The following is a 17,980-nucleotide window of genomic DNA, read 5'->3' on the forward strand; positions in this document are numbered from 1 at the left end:
GGTCAGGGGTGGCTGACCAGCGCGACCGCGGTGGTGCCGCGGCGGCGGGTAGGGCAGGCACGGGATCTCCTGGTGGACGGGGTCAGCCGGTGTAGCCGGCGAAGACGCGGGTGTAGTCCCAGGCGGACTGGGAGACGCCGGAGCAGCTGTCGGCGGGGCCGCCGGTGCACGGGCGGTCGCGGTTGGCGGACCAGAAGGTGAGCCGGGCCAGGTGATGTGCCTGCGCGTAGGCCAGGATGGTCCGGAAGTCGTTCACCGTGACGGTCTCGTTGTTGTCGGTGACGCCGTTCATGGACGAGATGCCCATGTCCCGGTAGGCCTGGTCGTCGCTGTAGTGGTAGGCGTTCTTCAACGCGTTCTTCAGGCCTTCGGCGGCCCGCGTGGTGAGGTTGCCCATGTTCTGTCCGGCGCCGCCGAAGTCGAACGGCATGATCGCCCAGGCGTCGACGGTCAGTCCGGAGGAGGCGGCCCGGTTGATGAGGCTGCTGTCGGGGCCGCTCTGCCCGGTCCCGATGGTGATGTAGACCTTCAGCCCCGGGTTGTTGGCCTTCACGGTCTTCAGGGCGTCCACGGTCCGCTGCTGCACGGTGCCGTTGCTGTAGGCGTCGGCCTCGAGGTCGATGTCGATCGCCTTCAGGCCGTAGGCGCTGACGACCTTCTGGTAGGCGGCGGCGAGTTCGCCCGCGCTGGAACAGGAGCTCTCCAGCTTGTTGCCGCTGTATCCACCGAAGGACGGGATGATGTCACCGCCGTTGGTCCGTACGGTGTTGACGGTCTGCTGGTCGACGCCGCCGGTCAGCGGACGGCTGCCGTCCCACTGGGGGTTGCAGTAACCGTTGCTGAGCACGAAGGCGAGCGTGAACCACTTCACGCCGGTGGCCTGGGTGATGGTGGCCGGGTTCGGCGGGCTGCCCCAGCCGTTGTAGAGGTACGGCGCCACGGCCATCGGCGCGGAGGTGCCGCCGCCGCTGTCCGCCGCGGGCGCGCTCCACTTCTGGTTGGCGCCGCCGCCGCAGCTCCATATCTGGACTCGGGTGCCGTTGGCCGGGTTGTTGCCGGTGACGTCCAGGCACTTGTCCGCCTGGGGGTTGACGATGTCGTGGGCCGCGCTGACGGTCCACTTCTGGTTGGCGCCGCCGGTACAGGACCACAGCTGTGCCTTGGCGCCGTCGGCGGTCGAGTTCCCGGTGACGTCCAGGCACTTGCCGAGGGCGCGTACGGTGCCGTCGCCGCCGACCGTCCACTGCTGGGCGGCGGTGCCGTTGCAGTCGTAGAGCTGGACGGGAGTGCCGTCGGCGGAGTTGGCTCCGGCGACGTCGAGGCACTTTCCGGCGAGACCGGTGATGGTGCCGGTCGCGGCGTGGGCCGGGGAGGCGGTGAGCAGTCCGGTGGCAAGGGACAGGGCGGCGAGCGAGACGAGCGTGCGGACAGGTCTGGCCATGTGCGGGACGGCCTTTCGCGTGGGGGGTGACCGGAACCAGGCACAACACCGGCATGGAATCTGGGAGTTGACTGGATCCGGAGTCTTTATTTAAGGCGTGAAGTTAAAGGTCCGGACCACTGGCGTCAAGAGTGTGGGCACTGCTGCCGAGCGGAGACCGGCGATCTCGTCACGCCGTCGGCACGAGGCGCCACGCTGCGGGCCGCCCGGGTGATTGTCCTGCCGGCCGGTCCACGGGAAAAAGCGTCGCCCCGGCGAATCGGCATACTGACCCAATGCGGACGCAGCAGAAGATTCCCTCCTTGATCCACCAAACCTGGAAAGACACCGATGTACCCCCGGAATGGGAGGCGTGGGCCGATTCCTGGCGCCGGCACCATCCCGGCTGGGGGTACCGTTTGTGGACCGACGCGGACAATCGCGCGTTCCTCCAGGAGCACTATCCGTGGTTCCTGCCCGTCTACGACGGCTATCCAGAAGCGATCATGCGGGCCGACGCGATCCGCTATTTCCTGCTCGACCATTTCGGCGGGCTCTACGTCGACCTGGACTTCGAGTGCCTCAGCCCTGTCGGCGACATCCTTGAGGGGCGCGAACTCGTCCTCGGCCGCGAACCCGAGGCACACACAGGGCTGCTGCTGGCCCGCCAGCGCGGATTCGGCCGCATCGTCGGCAACGCCTTCATCGCGTCACGGCCGGGCCATCCCTTCTGGGCACACGTGCACCGACACCTGGTGGGCTCCCACAAGTCGCCCAGCGCGCTGGACGCCACCGGCCCTTTCTTTCTCACCAGAGCGGTCGACAGTGCCGCGGATCCCACCTCGATCACGGTCCTCGACCCGGAGGTCCTCTACCCCGAGGTGAGTCCGTACGCGGCAGAACTGTTCGGCCCTCAGAAGGCCGACCACGAACGTGCCTACGCCGTGCACCACTGGTCCGGAAGCTGGGTGGCGGACACCCCCGCCGGCCCCCGGGCCTCCGTCGGCAAACGGTTCCCGTTCTGGACGAGCCAGGAGATGCACCCCCTCGCCGACGGCATGCTCAACCTTGACGCGCAGCGCCACCGCTGGGCCTCCGGCGCGCCCGCGCCGACCGTGTCATGCCTGATGGTGACCAAGGACCGCTCGTCGACGGCCCGTCGCGCGATCAGGTGCTTCCGCGCGCAGACCTACCCGAACCTGGAACTGGTCGTCGTCGAGGACGGCACGGACGACGCACTCGAACGGCACATCCGCGAGCTGGGCGACCCACGGATCCGCCATCACCGACTCCCCCCGGAGGGGCGGCCGTTGGGCGAGCTGCGCAACGAGGCGGTGGATTGGGCCACCGGAGCCTACGTATGCCAGTGGGACGACGACGACCTGTATGACCCGGAGCGGGTCGAGACACAGATGGCGGCGATCCTCGCGCTGGGAACCGACGCCTGCTTCCTCGCCCGTGAACGGCTGTGGTGGCCCGCTCGGCGCAAGCTCGCGATCTCCTGCGCGCGTGTCTGGGAGGGGTCGATGGTGTGCGCCAAGGATCGGCTGCCGCGCTACCCGGCCCTGCGCCGGGGTGAGGACACGCCGGTGGCGGAAGGGGTGGTCCGCGGCTGCCGGGTGGTGTCGGTCGACGCGCCCGAGCTGTACACCTACGTGTGTCATGGCAGCAATACGTTCGACGAGTCCCATTTCGCCGAGCACTTCGACGTGGCGACCGAGATCTGGGCCGAACCCGGCGCCTACGCCGAGCGGTTGCAGGCCATGGCGACACGGTTGCCGATCGAGCCGAAGGACATCGCCCACGCCGAGACGGGCCCCGCCGCCACCCCGGCCCGCATCCGAGGACCGCGGACGGCCGTGGAGCCGGCCCCGGGCCCGGCGAGCGAGCGGCCACGGGTGCTGGTGCTCACCCCCGTCAAGGACGCGGCCGCATTCCTGCCCCGCTATCTGGAGAACCTTCGCGCCCTGGACTACCCGCGCGAGGCGATCTCCCTGGGCCTGCTGGAGGGCGACAGCCGGGACACGACGCGAGAACTGCTCCAACAGGCCCTGCCCGGCCTCGAGTCGGAGTACCGGCGGGTCACCCTGGCGCACCGCGACTTCGGCCTGCAGCTGGAGGGTCCCCGTTGGGAGACGGGCGTGCAGCGCCGACGCCGGTCGGTGCTGGCCAGGGCCCGCAACCAGCTGCTCTCCCGGGCCCTTGCCGACGAGGAGTGGGTGCTGTGGCTCGACGTGGACGTCACCGACTGCCCGGCCGACCTGATCCAGCGCCTCCTCGGCGCGCGCAAGGACATCGTCGTCCCGCACTGCGCCACCACGGCGGGCGGCCCCACCTACGACCTCAACACGTTCGTCCTTCACCGCAGGGCCGGCACGCTCAACTGGGGTCAGTGGCTGCGCGACGGCATCCTGCAGCCCCCCAAGGGCTTCGGCCGGACCTACCTCGACGAGCTGCGCGGACAGGGACTGGTCCGCGTCGACTCCGTGGGCGGCACGGCCCTGCTGGTCCGCGCCGACCTCCACCGTGACGGCCTGGCCTTCCCGTGCTTCCCGTACCAGCACCTCATCGAGACCGAGGGCCTGGCCGCGATGGCCCGGGACATGGGCACCGCCTGCTGGGCCCTGCCCGACCTCGAAGTGCTGCATCCGCACCACGTCCCGGACCCGGCGGGCGTCCGCCATACCCCCGCCCTGACTGACATGGAGTAATCGTTTTGACGCGGAAAGTGAGTAAATCCTACGGTGACGACACTGCCCCGGTCGCGGAACGTTCCGGCCTCGCGGGGCAGCTCCCCACCCTCGAAAGAGAGCCCCCACCATGAAAGCCCGAGTCATATCCTCGCTGGCCCTTCCCGCCGCACTGGCGACCGCCGGACTGCTGAACGGCGCGGAGGCGGCCTACGCCACGGCCCTCGCTTCGGACTCGCTCGCCACGTCGACCACACATGGGCAAGCGGAGCACGCGAAAGGCGACGCCGCCGTCCTCTCCGGCTCCGAGCACCCCTGCACGCCCATCGGCAACATGACCATCACCGACTACGTCCACTGCTGCACACCCATCGGCAACATGACCATCACCGGCTACCACCACTGCTGCGCACCCGTCGCCAACCTCACGTTCTGCGACTACGGGCACCACGGGCACCAGTACCCCTTCGACATCTACCACCTCCAGGGCTAAGGGGCGACGACGGCGCTCCGCCGACAGCGGTGATCCGGCGGGTCCACAGCGACACCGGCCTTCCCACAGAGCCGGAGGGGGGGCCGCCGGCACCCGGCGACGCGCGATCCCGGCCACCCACCACCGATCGGGGCCTCTTCGGCCCGCTCCCGCCGCCCCGCCCTTCCCCTTCCCGTTCTCATCCCGAAGCGAAAGACGGCGCATGCCCGAGAGATCCGCTCCCGTGGTTTCGGTGGTCATCCCGTGCCACGACTACGCCCGCTATCTGCCCGACGCGGTGTCCAGCGTCCTCGCCCAGACGTTCGAGGACTGGGAACTGGTCGTCGTGGACGACGGCAGCACCGACGACACCGCCGAAGTGACCGAGGGCCTCATCGCCCGGCACCCCGACCGGCGCATCAGACTGCTCCGACAGGCCAATGCCGGGGTCTCGGCCGCGCGCAACACCGGGATCGAGGCCGCCGCCGGCCGGTACATCCTCCCCCTGGACGCCGACGACATGATCGCGCCCACGATGCTGGAGAAGACCGTCGCGGTACTCGACGGCGACCGCGAGGTCGCCATCGCCTCCACCGACGTGTTCACCTTCACCGACGACGATCTGCCCCCGCAGGTGATGCCTCTCCCCGCCTACAGCAGAGAACTGCTGCTCCAGCGACTGATCATGTTCTACTGCTCCCTCTACCGCCGTGAAGCGTGGCAGACCGTGGGCGGGTACGACGAGAACATGCGCGCCGGCGAGGACTGGGACTTCTGGATCGGCTGTGCCGAACACGGCTTCGACGCGCACCACATCCACGAGCCGCTGTTCGGGGCGCGCAACAAGGACACCGGACTGCACCTGGAAGCCGCCGAGAACGATCTGGCCATCCGGGCCCGGATCGTGGCCAACCACCCGGACCTGTTCAAGCCGATCACCCGCGGCTGGGCACACGCCGTGCTGAGCCAGGACGCGGGAGCCTGCCTGCGGGACGAGAACGTGCCCGACGACATCCTCACCCGGGCCGCCGAGATGGACCAGTTCCTCACCGCGGTCATGGCCCTGCAGCGGACCACGCGGGTGCAGTACTACCACATCCAGCGCCTGGAGAAGGCGCTGGCCGCTCACAGCGGAGCCGCCGGCCCGTCCGCCGGGGGAAGGGAAGCGGCGCCGACGGCATCCGCCGTGTGACGAGGGTGCGGGGAAGCGACGCTATGCCGATGTCACCTCGGCCGGTCCGGGCATCCCCTTCACAACCGTCGGGCCCGTCACAGCCGTCGGCGTCGGCGCCTCGGTGTGTCCGTCCCGCGGGGCGAACTGGGTGCGGTGCAGCTCCGCGTACCGCCCGTCCGCGGCGAGCAGCTCCTCGTGCGTGCCCCGTTCCACGATCCGGCCGGACTCCACGACCAGGATCTGGTCGGCGGCCCGCACGGTGGACAGCCGGTGGGCGATCACCACGGCGGTACGGCCCTCCAGGGCCTCGGTGAGGGCCTCCTGCACGGCCGCCTCCGAGGTGTTGTCCAGGTGGGCGGTGGCCTCGTCGAGGATGACCACGCGCTGGCGGGCCAGCAGCAGCCGGGCGATGGTCATGCGCTGGCGTTCGCCGCCGGAGAGCCGGTAGCCGCGCTCGCCGACGACCGTGTCGAGACCGTCCGGCAGGGAGCGCACGACCTCGGCGAGACGGGCGCGGTCCAGCGCGTCCCACAGTTCCTCGTCCGTGGCCTTCGGACGGGCCAGCAGCAGGTTGGCGCGGACGGTGTCGTGGAAGAGATGGCCGTCCTGGGTGACCATGCCGAGGGTGGCCCGCAGCGAGGCGGCGCTCAGGTCGCGCACGTCGGCCCCGCCGATCCGCACGGCACCCGAGTCGACGTCGTACAGGCGCGGCAGAAGCTGCGCGATGGTGGACTTGCCGGCGCCCGAGGAACCGACCAGGGCGACGGTGTGGCCCGGTTCGGCGCGGAAGGAGATGCCGTGCAGCACCTCGGTGCCGCCGCGGGTGTCCAGGGCGGCGACCTCCTCGAGGGAGGCGAGGGAGACCTGGTCGGCGGCCGGGTAGGCGAAGCGGACGTCGTCGAACTCGACCGCGACCGGCCCCTCCGGCGCCTCGGCGGCGTCCGGCTTGTCCTCGATGAGCGGCTTCAGGTCGAGCACCTCGAAGACCCGCTCGAAGCTGACCAGGGCGGACATCACCTCGACGCGGGCCCCGGCGAGCGCGGTGAGCGGGGCGTAGAGCCGGGTGAGCAGCAGGGCGAGGGAGACGACCGCGCCGGCCTCCAGGGTGCCGTGCAGCGCGAACCAGCCGCCGAGGCCGTAGACGAGGGCCAGAGCGAGGGCGGAGACCAGGGTGAGGCTGGTGATGAACACCGACTGGGCCGTGGCCGTGCGCACCCCGATGTCGCGCACCCGGCGGGCGCGGGCCGCGAACTCCGCCGACTCCTCCTCCGGGCGGCCGAACAGCTTGACCAGGGTGGCGCCGGGCGCGGAGAAGCGTTCGGTCATCCGGGTGCCCATGGCCGCGTTGAGGGCCGCGGCCTCCCGCTGCATCCGGGCCATGCGGCTGCCCATGCGGCGGGCGGGCAGCACGAACACCGGCAGCAGCACCAGCGCGAGCAGCGTGATCTGCCAGGACAGGGTGAGCATCACCGCGAGGGTGAGCAGCAGGGTGACGAGGTTGGTCACCACGCCCGAGAGGGTGTTGGCGAACGCCCGCTGGGCACCGATCACGTCGTTGTTGAGACGGCTGACCAGCGCTCCCGTACGGGTACGTGTGAAGAACGCCACGGGCATGCGCTGCACATGATCGAACACAGCCGTGCGCAGGTCGAGGATGAGGCCCTCCCCGAGCGTCGACGACAGGCGCCGGCCGATGACGCCCAGTCCCGCCTCAGCGAGCGCGACCAGCGCGATGAGCAGGGAGAGGCGTACGACGGTCGTGGAGTCGTGGCCGGCCACGATCGCGTCGATGACGTGGCCGGCGAGCACCGGGGTGGCCACGGCCAGCAGCGCCGTCACCACCCCGAGCAGGATGAAGCGGATGATGCCCGCGCGGTGCGGGCGGGCGAAGGCGGCGATGCGGCGCAGCGTGGTGCGGGCGAAGGGGCGGCGCTCGGCCTGTGCGTTCATGACGCTGTGCAGCTGCGTCCAGGCGGTGGTCTCCATGCTCATGGGAGAGAACGTAGGACCTCAAGCGTCGTTGAGGTCAATGTCCGCGCCTGCTCGTTTCCGCCGGCCTCCCCGCGTCCGAAGGGCTTCATGACTCCTTCCGCTCATCCGCTGCCCGTCCGTAAGCCGCCGGCCGCGCCCGCGCCATCCGCCGTTGGCGCGGCGCGGCGAGCCTCTTCCGATGTGACAGCGCTCCGATTCCCCGACGTCCCCCGGGGACGCCTCCCCCGGCGCTTCCCGGTCCGGCACGCCCTTTGCGCGGTGCCGCTCGTGCTGGTCGCCGTGGCCGCGGTGCGGCACCGCTCGGTGCTCGCCGAGGGCTTCGGCCAGTTGCGCACCGCCTCCTGGCCGTGGCTGCTGGCGGCGGCCGCCGCGACCTGCCTGACCTGGGTGGCGGCCGCGTTCACCCGGCAGGGCGCGGTGGTGCAGCCGCTGCCGAAGGGGCGGCTGCTGGCCACCCAGTTCGCGGCGGGCGCGGCCAACCATCTGCTGCCCACCGGGCTCGGCGCGAGCGCGGTGAACCTGCGCTTCATGACCGTGTGCGGGGTGCCCCCGGCCCGCTCCTCGGCGGCGCTGGCCCTGTATTTGCTGGCGGAGAGCGTGGGCCGGCTCGGTCTGCTGGCCGCGCTGCTGATCGCCTTCCCCGACGCGCTGCGGCCGGGCACGCTGCTGCCCGCCGGTTCCGCGCTGCCGCTGCTGTCCGGCGCGGGCGCGGTGGTGCTGCTCGCGGCGGCCGCGCTGGCCCTCGTACGGCGGCTGCGCACGGCCGTGTGCGCCTTCCTGCGGGACGCCCTGGACGAGGCGCGGTCGGTGCACACGCGTCCGGCCCGGGCGCTGGCCCTGTGGGGCGGCTCGCTGGCGTTCCCGGCCTGCCAGGCGGCCGGTCTCGCCGCGGTGGGCCGGGCGCTGGAGCTGCCGGTGCCGCCGGCGCACATGGCGCTGGCGTATCTCGCGGCGACGGTCGCGGTGGCGCTGGTGCCGACACCGGGCGGGATCGGCTCGGTGGAGGCGGCGCTGATCGTGGCGCTGGTCGCGGCGGGCGGCCCGGCCGCGGTGGCCACCGCGGTGGTGCTGGCCTACCGGGTCGTCACCGTGTGGGTGCCGCTGGTGCCGGGGGCGCTGGCACTGGGGGCGCTGGTGCGGCTGAAGGTCATCTGAGGCAGAGTGGCCCTTCGAGCCGCTACCCCCCGCACCCCCGAAGAGGAGCACCGCCGTGCCGGTCCGCGTGGAGCGCAGGGAACCCGTCACCACGATCGTGCTGTCCCGTCCTGAGGCCCGCAACGCGGTCGACGGCCCGACGGCCGCCGAACTCGCCGACGCCTTCCGGGCGTTCGAGGCCGACGACTCCGCGCGGGTGGCGGTGCTGTGGGGCGAGGGGGGCACGTTCTGCGCGGGCGCCGACCTCAAAGCGGTCGGCACGGAGCGGGGCAACCGGGTCGCGGAGGACGGCGACGGGCCGATGGGACCGACCCGGATGCGGCTGTCGAAGCCGGTGATCGCGGCCGTCGCGGGGCACGCCGTCGCGGGCGGCCTCGAACTGGCCCTGTGGTGCGATCTCCGGGTCGCCGAGGAGGACGCCGTCTTCGGGGTGTTCTGCCGCCGCTGGGGCGTTCCGCTGATCGACGGCGGCACCGTACGGCTCCCCCGGCTGATCGGCACCGGCAGGGCCATGGACATGATCCTCACCGGCCGCCCGGTCCCGGCCCGCGAGGCCCACGACATCGGGCTCGCCGACCGTGTGGTGCCGACGGGCCGCGCCCGCGCCGAGGCCGAGGAGCTCGCGGCCACCATCGCCCGCTTCCCGCAGGCATGCCTGCGCGGGGACCGGGCCTCGGTACTGGACCAGGAGGGCCTGTCCGAGGAGACGGCGATGCGCGGTGAACTCCGGTACGGCGCCGCCGTGCTGGCGGAGGGCCTTGAGGGCGCGGCGCGGTTCGCGGGGGGCGCGGGGCGGCACGGGTCCTTCACGGAGCGCTGAGGACTCCGGGGTTCACGGTCGGCGGGAGCGGCCGGTCCGGTCAGGTGCCGGGCCAGGGCGCCCCCGCCAGCCAGTGCAGCACCGCGCCGGCCGCCGTCACCCCGTCGCTCGTGGCCGCTGCGGCACGTTGCCCCGGGTGCGGCAGGCCGCCGGCGGCGAAGACGCCGGGGCGTGAGGTGTACGGGCTCGCGTCCAGCCGGATGCCGGCGGTCCGGGCGAGTTCGTTCTCGGCCACGAAGTCGCCGGTGAAGACGATCGTGTCGCAGGACAGGACCGCCGTACGACCGTCGCGGTGGCGCAGGCGGACACCGGACAGGCGGCCGTGGCCGAGGAGCTCCGCGACCGTGGTGTGGGTGAGGAGGGGGGTGCGGCGGCCCAGGCGCGCCGTCTGGGCGCGGATCGGCGGTACTTGGGCGCGGTCCTGTTCGGTGACCAGCGCGGCGACCAGGGCACCGGCCGCCCGCAATGTACCGGCCGCGGCGTATGCGACGTACTCGGCGCCGACCACCACCGCACGGGTGCCGATCGGCTGCCCGAACAGGTGCACCGCCTGCTGGAGTTCGCCGGTCGTGTAGACACCGGCGGGCCGGGTGCCGGGGACCAGCCGGGCCGCGCGGGGGCGTTCCCGGGCGCCGGTGGCGAGGACCACGGCTCGTGCTCTGACCGTCTCCAGCCCGCCGGGGCCGACTACCGTGAGGACCGAGTCGGGCCGGTCTGCGGACCCGCCGGCCGCGCTCGTCCGGGCGGCACCGGTCGGCCCCGGGACACCGGGCGCGCCCGCTGATACCGCGCTCCGGGCCCCCGGGCCGTCGACTTCGTCGGCTGCCGTGGCGCCGTCGGCCACTGGTACGTGGGCGACGTCCGCCGATGCCGCGCCCTCGGCCACGCCTCCTCGTGCCGCACGGGCGACCCACGGGCCGTGGACCGGGCCCGGCGCCACCGCGCCGCCTGCCCCGGGGCCGCCCACCGCGCCCTTCCCCACCGGACCGGCGGGTGTCGCGGGAAGCGGTGGCCCGGCGTCCGCCCACTCCAGAACCGTCACCCCCGTGCGCACCACGGCGCCCGCGCTCACGGCGGCCTCGATGAGGAGCCGGGCGTATCCGGGGCCGGTCAGCGGACGCGTCCAGGTGCCGAAGCCCCCCTGTGCGCAGTAGCGGGTCGCTCCCCCGGGCCGTGCCTCCCGCTCCAGCACCTCGACCCGGCCGGCCCCGGCGGCGGCCAGGCGTGCGGCGGCGGCGAGTCCGGCGGGGCCGGCGCCGACGACGAGGACGTCGACGGAGCGCACCGGCGGGTTCGCGGTCATCGGCGCGCCTCCTCGAACAGCTCCCGGACCGCCGCCCCGCAGTGGAACCCCTGGCAGCGGCCCGCCCGGGCGCGGGTGCGGCGGCGCAGGCCCTCCAGGGAGCGCGGCGGGATCGTACTGGCGAGGGCGTCGCGGATCTCGCCGCGGGAGACCCGCTCGCAGTGGCAGACGAGCATGCCGTACTCCGGGTCGGCGGCGATCAGTTCGGGCCGCAGGCAGGGGCGCGGGGAGGTCTCGCCGATGCCGGGCATCCGTACCGGCTCCGGTTCGCGCTCCGGACCGAGGTCGACCCCGGTGCCGGCCAGCAGTCCGACGACGTGGGCGGCGATGGCCATGGACGCGGTGAGGCCGGTGGAGCGGATGCCGCCGACGGTGACGTACGCCTGCCCGGGGTGCGCGACGATCCGGTAGTCGTCGTACTCGGTGGCGGCACGCAGCCCGGCGTAGACGGCGGTGACCTCCTCGTCGAGCAGCGCGGGCAGGATGCGGCGGCCCTTCTCCCGCAGCAGGGCGAGGCCCTCCCCGGTGGACCGGGTGGCCCGTTTGTCGTCCAGGTCCTCGGCGGTGGGGCCGAGCAGGACGTTGCCGTGCACGGTCGGCGCGATCAGGACGCCCTTGCCGAGAGCGGTCGGGACGGGGAGCAGAATGTGCCGGACCAGGGGGCGGGCGAACCGGTCGTGGACGATGAGCTGGCCGCGGCGCGGGGTGACGGTGAAGTCGTCGTGGCCGAGCGTCCGGTCGAGGGTGTCGGCGTGCAGTCCGGCCGCGTTGACCAGGTGCCGGGCGCGCAGGGTGCCCCGGGAGGTGGTCAGCAGATGGGTGCCGTCGCGCCGGTCGGACCGGGAGACCAGGGTGCCGAGGTGCAGGTGGACGCCCGCGCGGACCGCCTGGGTGGCGTAGGCCAGGGTCGTCGTCCAGGGGCAGATGATGCTCTCGCCGGGCACGTGCAGGGCGCCGAGCGCGCCGGGGCCGAGGTGCGGTTCGCGGACGTAGAGCTCGTCGGCGCCGAGAAGCCGGGTGTCGGGGCAGCCGTTGCGCCCGGCCTTCTCGGCGAGCCGGGGCAGGGTGGCGAGCTGGTCCTCGTCCCAGGCGACGAGCAGGGCGCCGGTCCGTTCGACGGGGATGCCGGACTCGGCGGCGTAGGCGGCCAGCCGCCGGGAGCCCTCGTGGACCAGCGTGGCCTCCAGGGAGCCCGGGGTGGCGTCGAAACCGGTGTGCAGGATGGCGGTGTTGGCCTTGGAGGTGCCCTGGCCGACGTCGTCCTGGGCCTCGACCAGGGCGACGCGCAGCCCGGGGTGGCGGGCGAGTTCGCGGGCGATGGCGCAGCCGACGACTCCGGCGCCGACGACCGCGACGTCGTACGGCTCCTCGGGCAGCGGCCCCTCGGCGGTGACCGTCATGAGCCGAGCAGCGCGGCGACCGCGGTGCGGAAGCCGGCCAGGCGTTCGGCGGCCAGGTCGGCCGGGATGCGGGGCTCGTACACGGCGGCCGGCTTCCAGTCGGGAAGGACGTCGGCCGGGCTCAGCGCGGGGTCGGCGCCGAGCCGGGCCAGGGCGGCGGCGCCGAGCGCGGTGGCGTCGGGCAGGGCGGAGACCTCGACGGGGCGCTGCAGCAGGTCGGCCTGGGTCTGCATGAGCAGGGCGGAGCGGGTCAGACCGCCGTCGACGCGCAGCGTGTCCAGGGGCGTGCCGAGGTCGGTGGCGGCCGCCCTGGCCAGCTCGGTGACCTGCGCCGCCAGGCCTTCGCACAGGGCGCGCACCAGGTGCCCGGGGCCGGTGTCGAGGCCGAGCCCGGTCAGGGAGCCGCGCAGGTCGCCGCGCCACCAGGGGGCGGCGAGCCCGGCGAGGGCGGGTACGAAGGTGACGCCGCCGCTGTCGGGGACGGCGCCGCCGACCGGGTCGAGGTCGGCGGCCGAGGAGATGACGCCGAGGTCGGTGAGCCAGCGCACGGCGGAGGCGGCCGTGTAGACCTGCCCGTCGAGGCAGTAACCGGTGTCGCCGGCGAGCCGCCAGGCGACGCAGCTCACCAGGCCGGAGTCGCCGCGCCGGGGTGTGCCGCCGGTGTGCGCGAGCAGGAACGCGCCGGTGCCGTAGGTGCACTTGGCGCCGCCGGGCCCGGTGATGCGCTGGGCGAGCAGGGCGGCCTGCTGGTCGACGATCAGGCCGGTGAGGGAGATCTCGGGTCCGAACGCCCTTGTCGTGCCGATGTGTTGGGCGTTGTCGGCGATCTCCGGGAGCCGTTCGCCGAGCAGTCCGTAGGCCTCCAGCGCCCGCGCCGACCAGTGGGTGCCGTCCAGGTCCAGGAGCTGGGTGCGGCCCGCGGTGGCCGCGTCGGTGACGAGGGCGCCGGTGAGCCGGTGCACCAGCCAGGCGTCGGAGGTGGTGACGACGCCCTCGCGGGTGAGGTGGCGACGGATCCAGGCCATCTTGGGTGCCGCGAAGTACGGGTCGAGGGGCAGCCCGGTGAGCTGGCGCAACTCCTCCGCGTGTTCGACTAGTTCGGCGCACACGGTCGCGGCGCGCCGGTCCTGCCAGACGAGGGCGTCGGTCAGCGGGCGGCCGGTCGCGGGGTCCCAGGCGAGCACGGTCTCACCCTGGTTGGCCAGGCCCATCGCCACGACGCCCTCGCCCGCCTCGGCGAGCGCGGCCCGGCCGGCGTCGAGCACGGAGGCGTACAGCGCGTCGGGGTCCACCTCGACCCGTCCGCCGGGCAGATGGCGGGGCCGCACGGCGGCGAACCCGGAGCCCAGGACGCCACGTTCGGGGCAGACCACCAGCGCCTTGGTGCCGGACGTGCCCTGGTCGACGGCGAGCACCGGCCCCGTCATCGCACCCTCCCGCGCGTTCGTCCGGCCCTTCGAAGATCGGCGCGAACAGCCTGCCGCCGGGCGGCGTCCGGCGTCAAGCGCGGCCGGCCGGTGATCAACTACGCGTTCGGCAAGTTGAGTTGACATCGATGGCACGGCGCATACGACACCCCTATAGTGACCGCCGACCCCGCACGCGACCCTCAACCACCGCCCCGAGGAGGGCCGTTGTCAGCGCACCGCGTCACCCTGCCTGTCCGCTCGCGGACCGGGGCGGGTGGCTGATGGCCAGAGAGGGAGCACGCCCCTTCTACGATCCCGCCGGTCACGACGGTGCCCTGCGCGGCGCCCTGCAGGATCTGCGCACCGGTCGCTGGATGGCGATGCGCGCGCTGCTCGCGGACACCACGAGCCGGTGGCAGTGGACCCAGCGCACCCAGATCCTCGCGGCCGCGGCGGCCGGCACCGACGTGGTGCGGGCCTGGCTCGCGGAGGAGCCGCACAGTGTGCCGGCCGCGGTGATGCACGCCCGGGTCGGCGTGGAGCGGGCCCTGCGGGCGCGGCGTGAACGGCACCTGCGGGCACACGAGTTGTGGATCGAGGCCTGGGACGCCGCCCAGTCCGCCGCCCAGGCCGCCCCGGAGGACCCCGTGCCCTGGGTGTGCCTGCTGGCGCTGGCCCAGCTCGACCCGGAGCAGCGCTGGCCGGAGCACCGGACGCCGCCGCCGGAACCCCTGCTGCCGCCGGGCCCCTGGGGACTGCTGGCCGAGGCCGGCAAGCGCGACCCGCACAACCGCGAGGCGCACCACCGCATGCTGCGGTTCCTGTACGCCACCGCCGCCTCCGACCGGCTCGCCGAGGCCGCCCGCTACGCCCGGTGGGCCGCCGTCCCGGCGCCGCCCGGCTCCGCCCTGCACATGCTGCCGCTGTACGTCCGGGTCGAGCGCTACCGGCGGGCCGACGGACACGACGCGGCGCTGGACCTGCACTGGGTCGCGGAGGACGCCACCCGTGAGGCGACGCGGGCGCTGCACTCCTGGTTCGAGCAGGCGCCCCGGCCCGAACGCTCCCTGCTGGACCTCAACCACCTGGCCCACGCACTGTGGGGTGCCCAGCGGTTCGCCGACGCGGGCCGGGTGTTCGACGCGATCGGGCCGTACTTCACACCGCCGCCCTGGATGTACCGCACCCCGGACCACGGCCCCGCGGTGAAGGTGTTCCTGCGGGCCAGGGACCGCTGCCGCGCGGCCGAGGAGGATCTCGGCTCCCGCCCCTGACGCTCCCCCCTCGTTTCCCCCTGCCCGGAGGTTTCCGCATGTCCCCCGCCCCCGAACCGTCGCCCTCCCCCGCCCGGCCGCAGCACGACGAGGAGCAGCGGCTGCGCGAGCTCGGCTACCGTCCCGTGCTGGCCCGCCGGATGGGCGGCTTCGGCAACTTCGCGATCAGCTTCTCGGTGATCTCGATCCTGTCCGGCTGCATGACCCTGTACGGCTTCGGCCTCGGCACCGGCGGGCCGGCCGTGATGCTGTGGGGCTGGGCGGGCGTCGGCCTGTTCGTACTCTGCGTCGGCCTGGCGCTCGCCGAGGTCACCAGCGCCTACCCGACCTCCGGCGCCCTGTACTACATGGCGGACCGGCTCGGCGGCCGTCGCTGGGGCTGGTACACGGGCTGGCTGAACCTGCTGGGCCTGCTCGGCGCGATCGCCGGAATCGACTACGGGGCCGCCCTGTTCACCGGTGCCTTCGCCAACCTCCAGTGGGGCTTCGAGCCGGCTCCCGGCAAGACCATGCTGATCTTCTGCGGCATCCTGCTGCTGCACGCCGTGCTGAACCTGTTCGGCGTCCGCCTGGTCAGCCTGCTCAACTCGGTCAGCGTGTGGTGGCACCTGGCCGGTGTCGCGCTCATCGTCGGCGCGCTGGCGATCGTCCCCGACCATCACCAGTCGCCCTCCTTCGTGTTCACCAAGTTCGTGAACGACACCGGGTGGTCGAGCCCGCTGTACGTGGCGGCGATCGGCCTGCTGCTCGCCCAGTACACCTTCTCCGGCTACGACGCCTCCGCGCACCTGTCCGAGGAGACGTCCAACGCCTCGGTGTCCGCGGCGAAGGGCATCGTGCGGTCCATCTGGGTGTCGTGGATCGCGGGGTTCGTCCTCCTCGCCGGACTGACCTTCGCCATCCAGGACTACGACGCCACGCGTACCACGGACACCGGGGTGCCGCCCGCGCAGATCCTGCTCGACGGCCTCGGCGCCGACGGGGCGAGCGTGCTGCTGCTCGTGGTGATCGTCGCCCAGTTGTTCTGCGGGAACGCCGAGGTGGCCGCGGCCAGCCGGATGGTGTTCGCGTTCAGCCGGGACGGCGCCCTGCCGGGCTCGCATCTGTGGCGCAAAATCAGCAGCCGTACCCAGACGCCGGTCGCGGCGGTCTGGCTGTCGGTGATCGTCGCCGGTGTGCTCGCTCTGCCGTCCCTGTACTCGGCGACGGCGTACGGCGCGGTCACCGCCATCAACGTCATCGGCATCACCCCCGCCTACGCCATCCCCGTCCTGCTGCGGCTGCGCGCCGGCGACCGGTTCCGGCCGGGTCCGTGGAACCTGGGCCGGTGGAGCAGGCCGGTCGGCTGGATCGCGGTGGTCTGGGTGGCCTGTGTGACGGTCCTGTTCTGTCTGCCGCAGTCCTCGCCGGTCACCGGCGACACGATGAACTACGCGGCCGTGGCCCTCGTGGTCGTGCTGGTGCTGGCCAGCATCTGGTGGTACGTCGCCCGCCGTTCGTACGGCACGCCCACCACCGCGGCCTACGGTGACGACCGCGATCAGGCCGAACTCGCGGAGGGCATCGTCTGATCCGCGCCGTCCCGGTGCGAACCGGGCCGCCGGATACGGCAGGATGAGCGATCGCGCCGCCCGCCGACGACGTCGGTGGCCGGCGCGATCGCACATGTACGGACATCGAGCAGGTGACAACGTGACGAGACTTCACTCCAGGCTCCACAACGCCCTTTCCCGCCCCGGAGGTGACCGGTGAACCGTGCGCTGACCCTGCACGACCTGGTGCTCGCCGGCATCGCCGTGGCCGCGGGCCTGCTGCTGGCCTTCCTGTCCCGCACGGTGCTGCGCTGGCTGGGGAAGCACGCCGAACGGACCCGCTGGAGCGGTGACGACGTCATCGTGGGCGCGCTGCGCTCCGTCGTCCCGTGGGCGGCGATCGCGGGCGGTGCGGCGGCGGCCGCCGCGGTGCTGCCGCTCACCCGGACCGTCCAGCACCACACCGACCAGTTCCTCGAGGTGTGGCTGATCCTCGTGGTGACCGTGTCCGCGGCCCGGGTGATCGCGGGCCTGGTCCAGTCGGTGACCCAGTCCCGCTCGGGCGTGGCCGGTTCGGCCACCATCTTCGTGAACATCACCCGGGTGCTGGTGCTGGCGATCGGCTTCCTGGTGGTGCTGCAGACGCTCGGCGTGTCCATCGCGCCCCTGCTCACCGCCCTGGGTGTCGGCGGTCTGGCCGTCGCGCTGGCCCTGCAGGACACCCTCGCCAACCTCTTCGCGGGCATCCACATCCTCGCCTCCAAGACCGTGCAGCCGGGCGACTACATCCGGCTCAGCAGCGGCGAGGAGGGCTATGTGGTGGACATCAACTGGCGCCAGACGACGGTGCGTCAGCTCTCCAACAACCTGGTGGTCATCCCCAACGGCCAGCTCGCGAGAACCAACATGACCAACTACACGCGCCCCGAGCAGCAGTTGACGATTCTGGTGCAGGTGGGCGTCAGCTATGACAGCGACCTGGACCACGTCGAGCGCGTCACCCACGAGGTCATCGCCGAGACGATGACCGGGATCACGGGCGCCGTTGCGGACCACGAGCCCGCGATCCGCTTCCACACCTTCGGCGACTCGCGCATCGGCTTCACGGTGATCCTCGGCGTGGGCGAGTTCAGCGACCAGTACCGCATCAAGCACGAGTTCATCAAGAGCCTGCACCGCCGCTACCGCGAGGAGGGCGTCCACATCCCGTCCCCGACCAGGACGGTGGCCCTGCAGCAGGGCGCGGTGGTGATACCGCAGCAGCGCGGCGCGGAGGAGCCGGCGCCGGCTGTTGCCGAGTAGGCCCCGAGGGCGGCGGTCGGCATACCCTCGAAGGACC

Annotated in this window: 13 protein-coding genes; 8 read left to right on the top strand and 5 right to left on the bottom strand. The window is 72.9% G+C overall.

The features are described 5' to 3' along the window. Nucleotides 1–82: 82 nt before the first annotated feature. Nucleotides 83–1,441: a lectin gene (locus ACFVVO_RS18050; protein WP_390055980.1), complete on the bottom strand. Its 1,359-nt coding sequence runs from the start codon at nt 1,439–1,441 to the stop codon at nt 83–85. A gap of 275 nt (nt 1,442–1,716) precedes the next feature. On the opposite strand from ACFVVO_RS18050, the gene ACFVVO_RS18055 reads away from it, so the two are divergent. From ACFVVO_RS18055 to ACFVVO_RS18065, 3 genes are all read left to right on the top strand, one after another. Next, entirely contained in the window at nt 1,717–4,131 is a 2,415-nt protein-coding gene (locus ACFVVO_RS18055; RefSeq protein WP_390055982.1) for a glycosyltransferase, read from the top strand. A 109-nt stretch (nt 4,132–4,240) separates the two neighbouring features. Continuing rightward, nucleotides 4,241–4,603: a hypothetical protein gene (locus tag ACFVVO_RS18060; protein ID WP_390055984.1), complete on the top strand. Its 363-nt coding sequence runs from the start codon at nt 4,241–4,243 to the stop codon at nt 4,601–4,603. A 202-nt stretch (nt 4,604–4,805) separates the two neighbouring features. Then, the gene (locus ACFVVO_RS18065; protein WP_390055986.1) at nt 4,806–5,774 is read left to right on the top strand and encodes a glycosyltransferase family 2 protein; all 969 of its coding nucleotides are present in this window, start codon (nt 4,806–4,808) and stop codon (nt 5,772–5,774) included. Nucleotides 5,775–5,795: 21 nt separating this feature from the next. Here the strand turns inward: ACFVVO_RS18065 and ACFVVO_RS18070 are convergent, their stop codons facing one another. Continuing rightward, nucleotides 5,796–7,742, bottom strand: coding sequence for an ABC transporter ATP-binding protein (locus ACFVVO_RS18070; RefSeq protein ID WP_390056260.1), 1,947 nt, complete (start codon nt 7,740–7,742; stop codon nt 5,796–5,798). A 93-nt stretch (nt 7,743–7,835) separates the two neighbouring features. Here ACFVVO_RS18070 and ACFVVO_RS18075 point away from each other — a divergent pair, with 93 nt between their 5' ends. Next, nucleotides 7,836–8,903 (top strand): YbhN family protein, encoded by a 1,068-nt coding sequence (locus tag ACFVVO_RS18075; RefSeq protein WP_390055987.1) that lies wholly within the window; start codon nt 7,836–7,838, stop codon nt 8,901–8,903. A 55-nt stretch (nt 8,904–8,958) separates the two neighbouring features. Beyond that, nucleotides 8,959–9,723, top strand: coding sequence for a crotonase/enoyl-CoA hydratase family protein (locus ACFVVO_RS18080; protein ID WP_390055989.1), 765 nt, complete (start codon nt 8,959–8,961; stop codon nt 9,721–9,723). Between the two features lie 40 nt (nt 9,724–9,763). On the opposite strand, the gene ACFVVO_RS18085 is transcribed toward ACFVVO_RS18080, so the two are convergent. From ACFVVO_RS18085 to ACFVVO_RS18095, 3 genes are read right to left on the bottom strand one after another with little or no spacing between them, the layout of a single operon-like run. Next, nucleotides 9,764–11,026, bottom strand: a complete 1,263-nt coding sequence (locus ACFVVO_RS18085) for an FAD-dependent oxidoreductase (protein WP_390055990.1) — start codon at nt 11,024–11,026, stop codon at nt 9,764–9,766. Continuing rightward, complete coding sequence (locus ACFVVO_RS18090) at nt 11,023–12,426, bottom strand: FAD-dependent oxidoreductase (RefSeq protein WP_390055991.1); 1,404 nt, start codon at nt 12,424–12,426, stop codon at nt 11,023–11,025. The genes ACFVVO_RS18085 and ACFVVO_RS18090 overlap by 4 nt, the downstream gene beginning before the upstream one ends. Continuing rightward, nucleotides 12,423–13,853, bottom strand: coding sequence for an FGGY family carbohydrate kinase (locus tag ACFVVO_RS18095; RefSeq protein ID WP_390055992.1), 1,431 nt, complete (start codon nt 13,851–13,853; stop codon nt 12,423–12,425). The genes ACFVVO_RS18090 and ACFVVO_RS18095 overlap by 4 nt, the downstream gene beginning before the upstream one ends. A gap of 263 nt (nt 13,854–14,116) precedes the next feature. Between ACFVVO_RS18095 and ACFVVO_RS18100 the strand changes: the two genes are divergently transcribed. From ACFVVO_RS18100 to ACFVVO_RS18110, 3 genes are all read left to right on the top strand, one after another. Then, on the top strand, nt 14,117–15,109 hold the full coding sequence (locus ACFVVO_RS18100; RefSeq protein ID WP_390055993.1) for a hypothetical protein: 993 nt from the start codon (nt 14,117–14,119) through the stop codon (nt 15,107–15,109). A 38-nt stretch (nt 15,110–15,147) separates the two neighbouring features. Beyond that, nucleotides 15,148–16,680 (top strand): amino acid permease, encoded by a 1,533-nt coding sequence (locus ACFVVO_RS18105; protein WP_390055994.1) that lies wholly within the window; start codon nt 15,148–15,150, stop codon nt 16,678–16,680. 177 nt (nt 16,681–16,857) lie between these two features. Next, a complete protein-coding gene (locus ACFVVO_RS18110; RefSeq protein ID WP_390055995.1) occupies nt 16,858–17,943 on the top strand; it encodes a mechanosensitive ion channel family protein in 1,086 nt (361 codons plus the stop codon). The last annotated feature ends 37 nt before the right edge of the window (nt 17,944–17,980 follow it).

The organism is Streptomyces sp. NPDC058145 (assembly GCF_042884245.1).
Taxonomy (GTDB): Bacteria; Actinomycetota; Actinomycetes; order Streptomycetales; family Streptomycetaceae; genus Streptomyces.

Bases quoted from the DNA above. Each gene is read 5' to 3' on its own strand.
- ACFVVO_RS18050 (WP_390055980.1), bottom strand. From the start codon at position 1,441: ATGGCCAGACCTGTCCGCACGCTCGTCTCGCTCGCCGCCCTGTCCCTT.
- ACFVVO_RS18055 (WP_390055982.1), top strand. From the start codon at position 1,717: ATGCGGACGCAGCAGAAGATTCCCTCCTTGATCCACCAAACCTGGAAA.
- ACFVVO_RS18060 (WP_390055984.1), top strand. From the start codon at position 4,241: ATGAAAGCCCGAGTCATATCCTCGCTGGCCCTTCCCGCCGCACTGGCG.
- ACFVVO_RS18065 (WP_390055986.1), top strand. From the start codon at position 4,806: ATGCCCGAGAGATCCGCTCCCGTGGTTTCGGTGGTCATCCCGTGCCAC.
- ACFVVO_RS18070 (WP_390056260.1), bottom strand. From the start codon at position 7,742: ATGGAGACCACCGCCTGGACGCAGCTGCACAGCGTCATGAACGCACAG.
- ACFVVO_RS18075 (WP_390055987.1), top strand. From the start codon at position 7,836: ATGACTCCTTCCGCTCATCCGCTGCCCGTCCGTAAGCCGCCGGCCGCG.
- ACFVVO_RS18085 (WP_390055990.1), bottom strand. From the start codon at position 11,026: ATGACCGCGAACCCGCCGGTGCGCTCCGTCGACGTCCTCGTCGTCGGC.
- ACFVVO_RS18090 (WP_390055991.1), bottom strand. From the start codon at position 12,426: ATGACGGTCACCGCCGAGGGGCCGCTGCCCGAGGAGCCGTACGACGTC.
- ACFVVO_RS18095 (WP_390055992.1), bottom strand. From the start codon at position 13,853: ATGACGGGGCCGGTGCTCGCCGTCGACCAGGGCACGTCCGGCACCAAG.
- ACFVVO_RS18100 (WP_390055993.1), top strand. From the start codon at position 14,117: ATGGCCAGAGAGGGAGCACGCCCCTTCTACGATCCCGCCGGTCACGAC.
- ACFVVO_RS18105 (WP_390055994.1), top strand. From the start codon at position 15,148: ATGTCCCCCGCCCCCGAACCGTCGCCCTCCCCCGCCCGGCCGCAGCAC.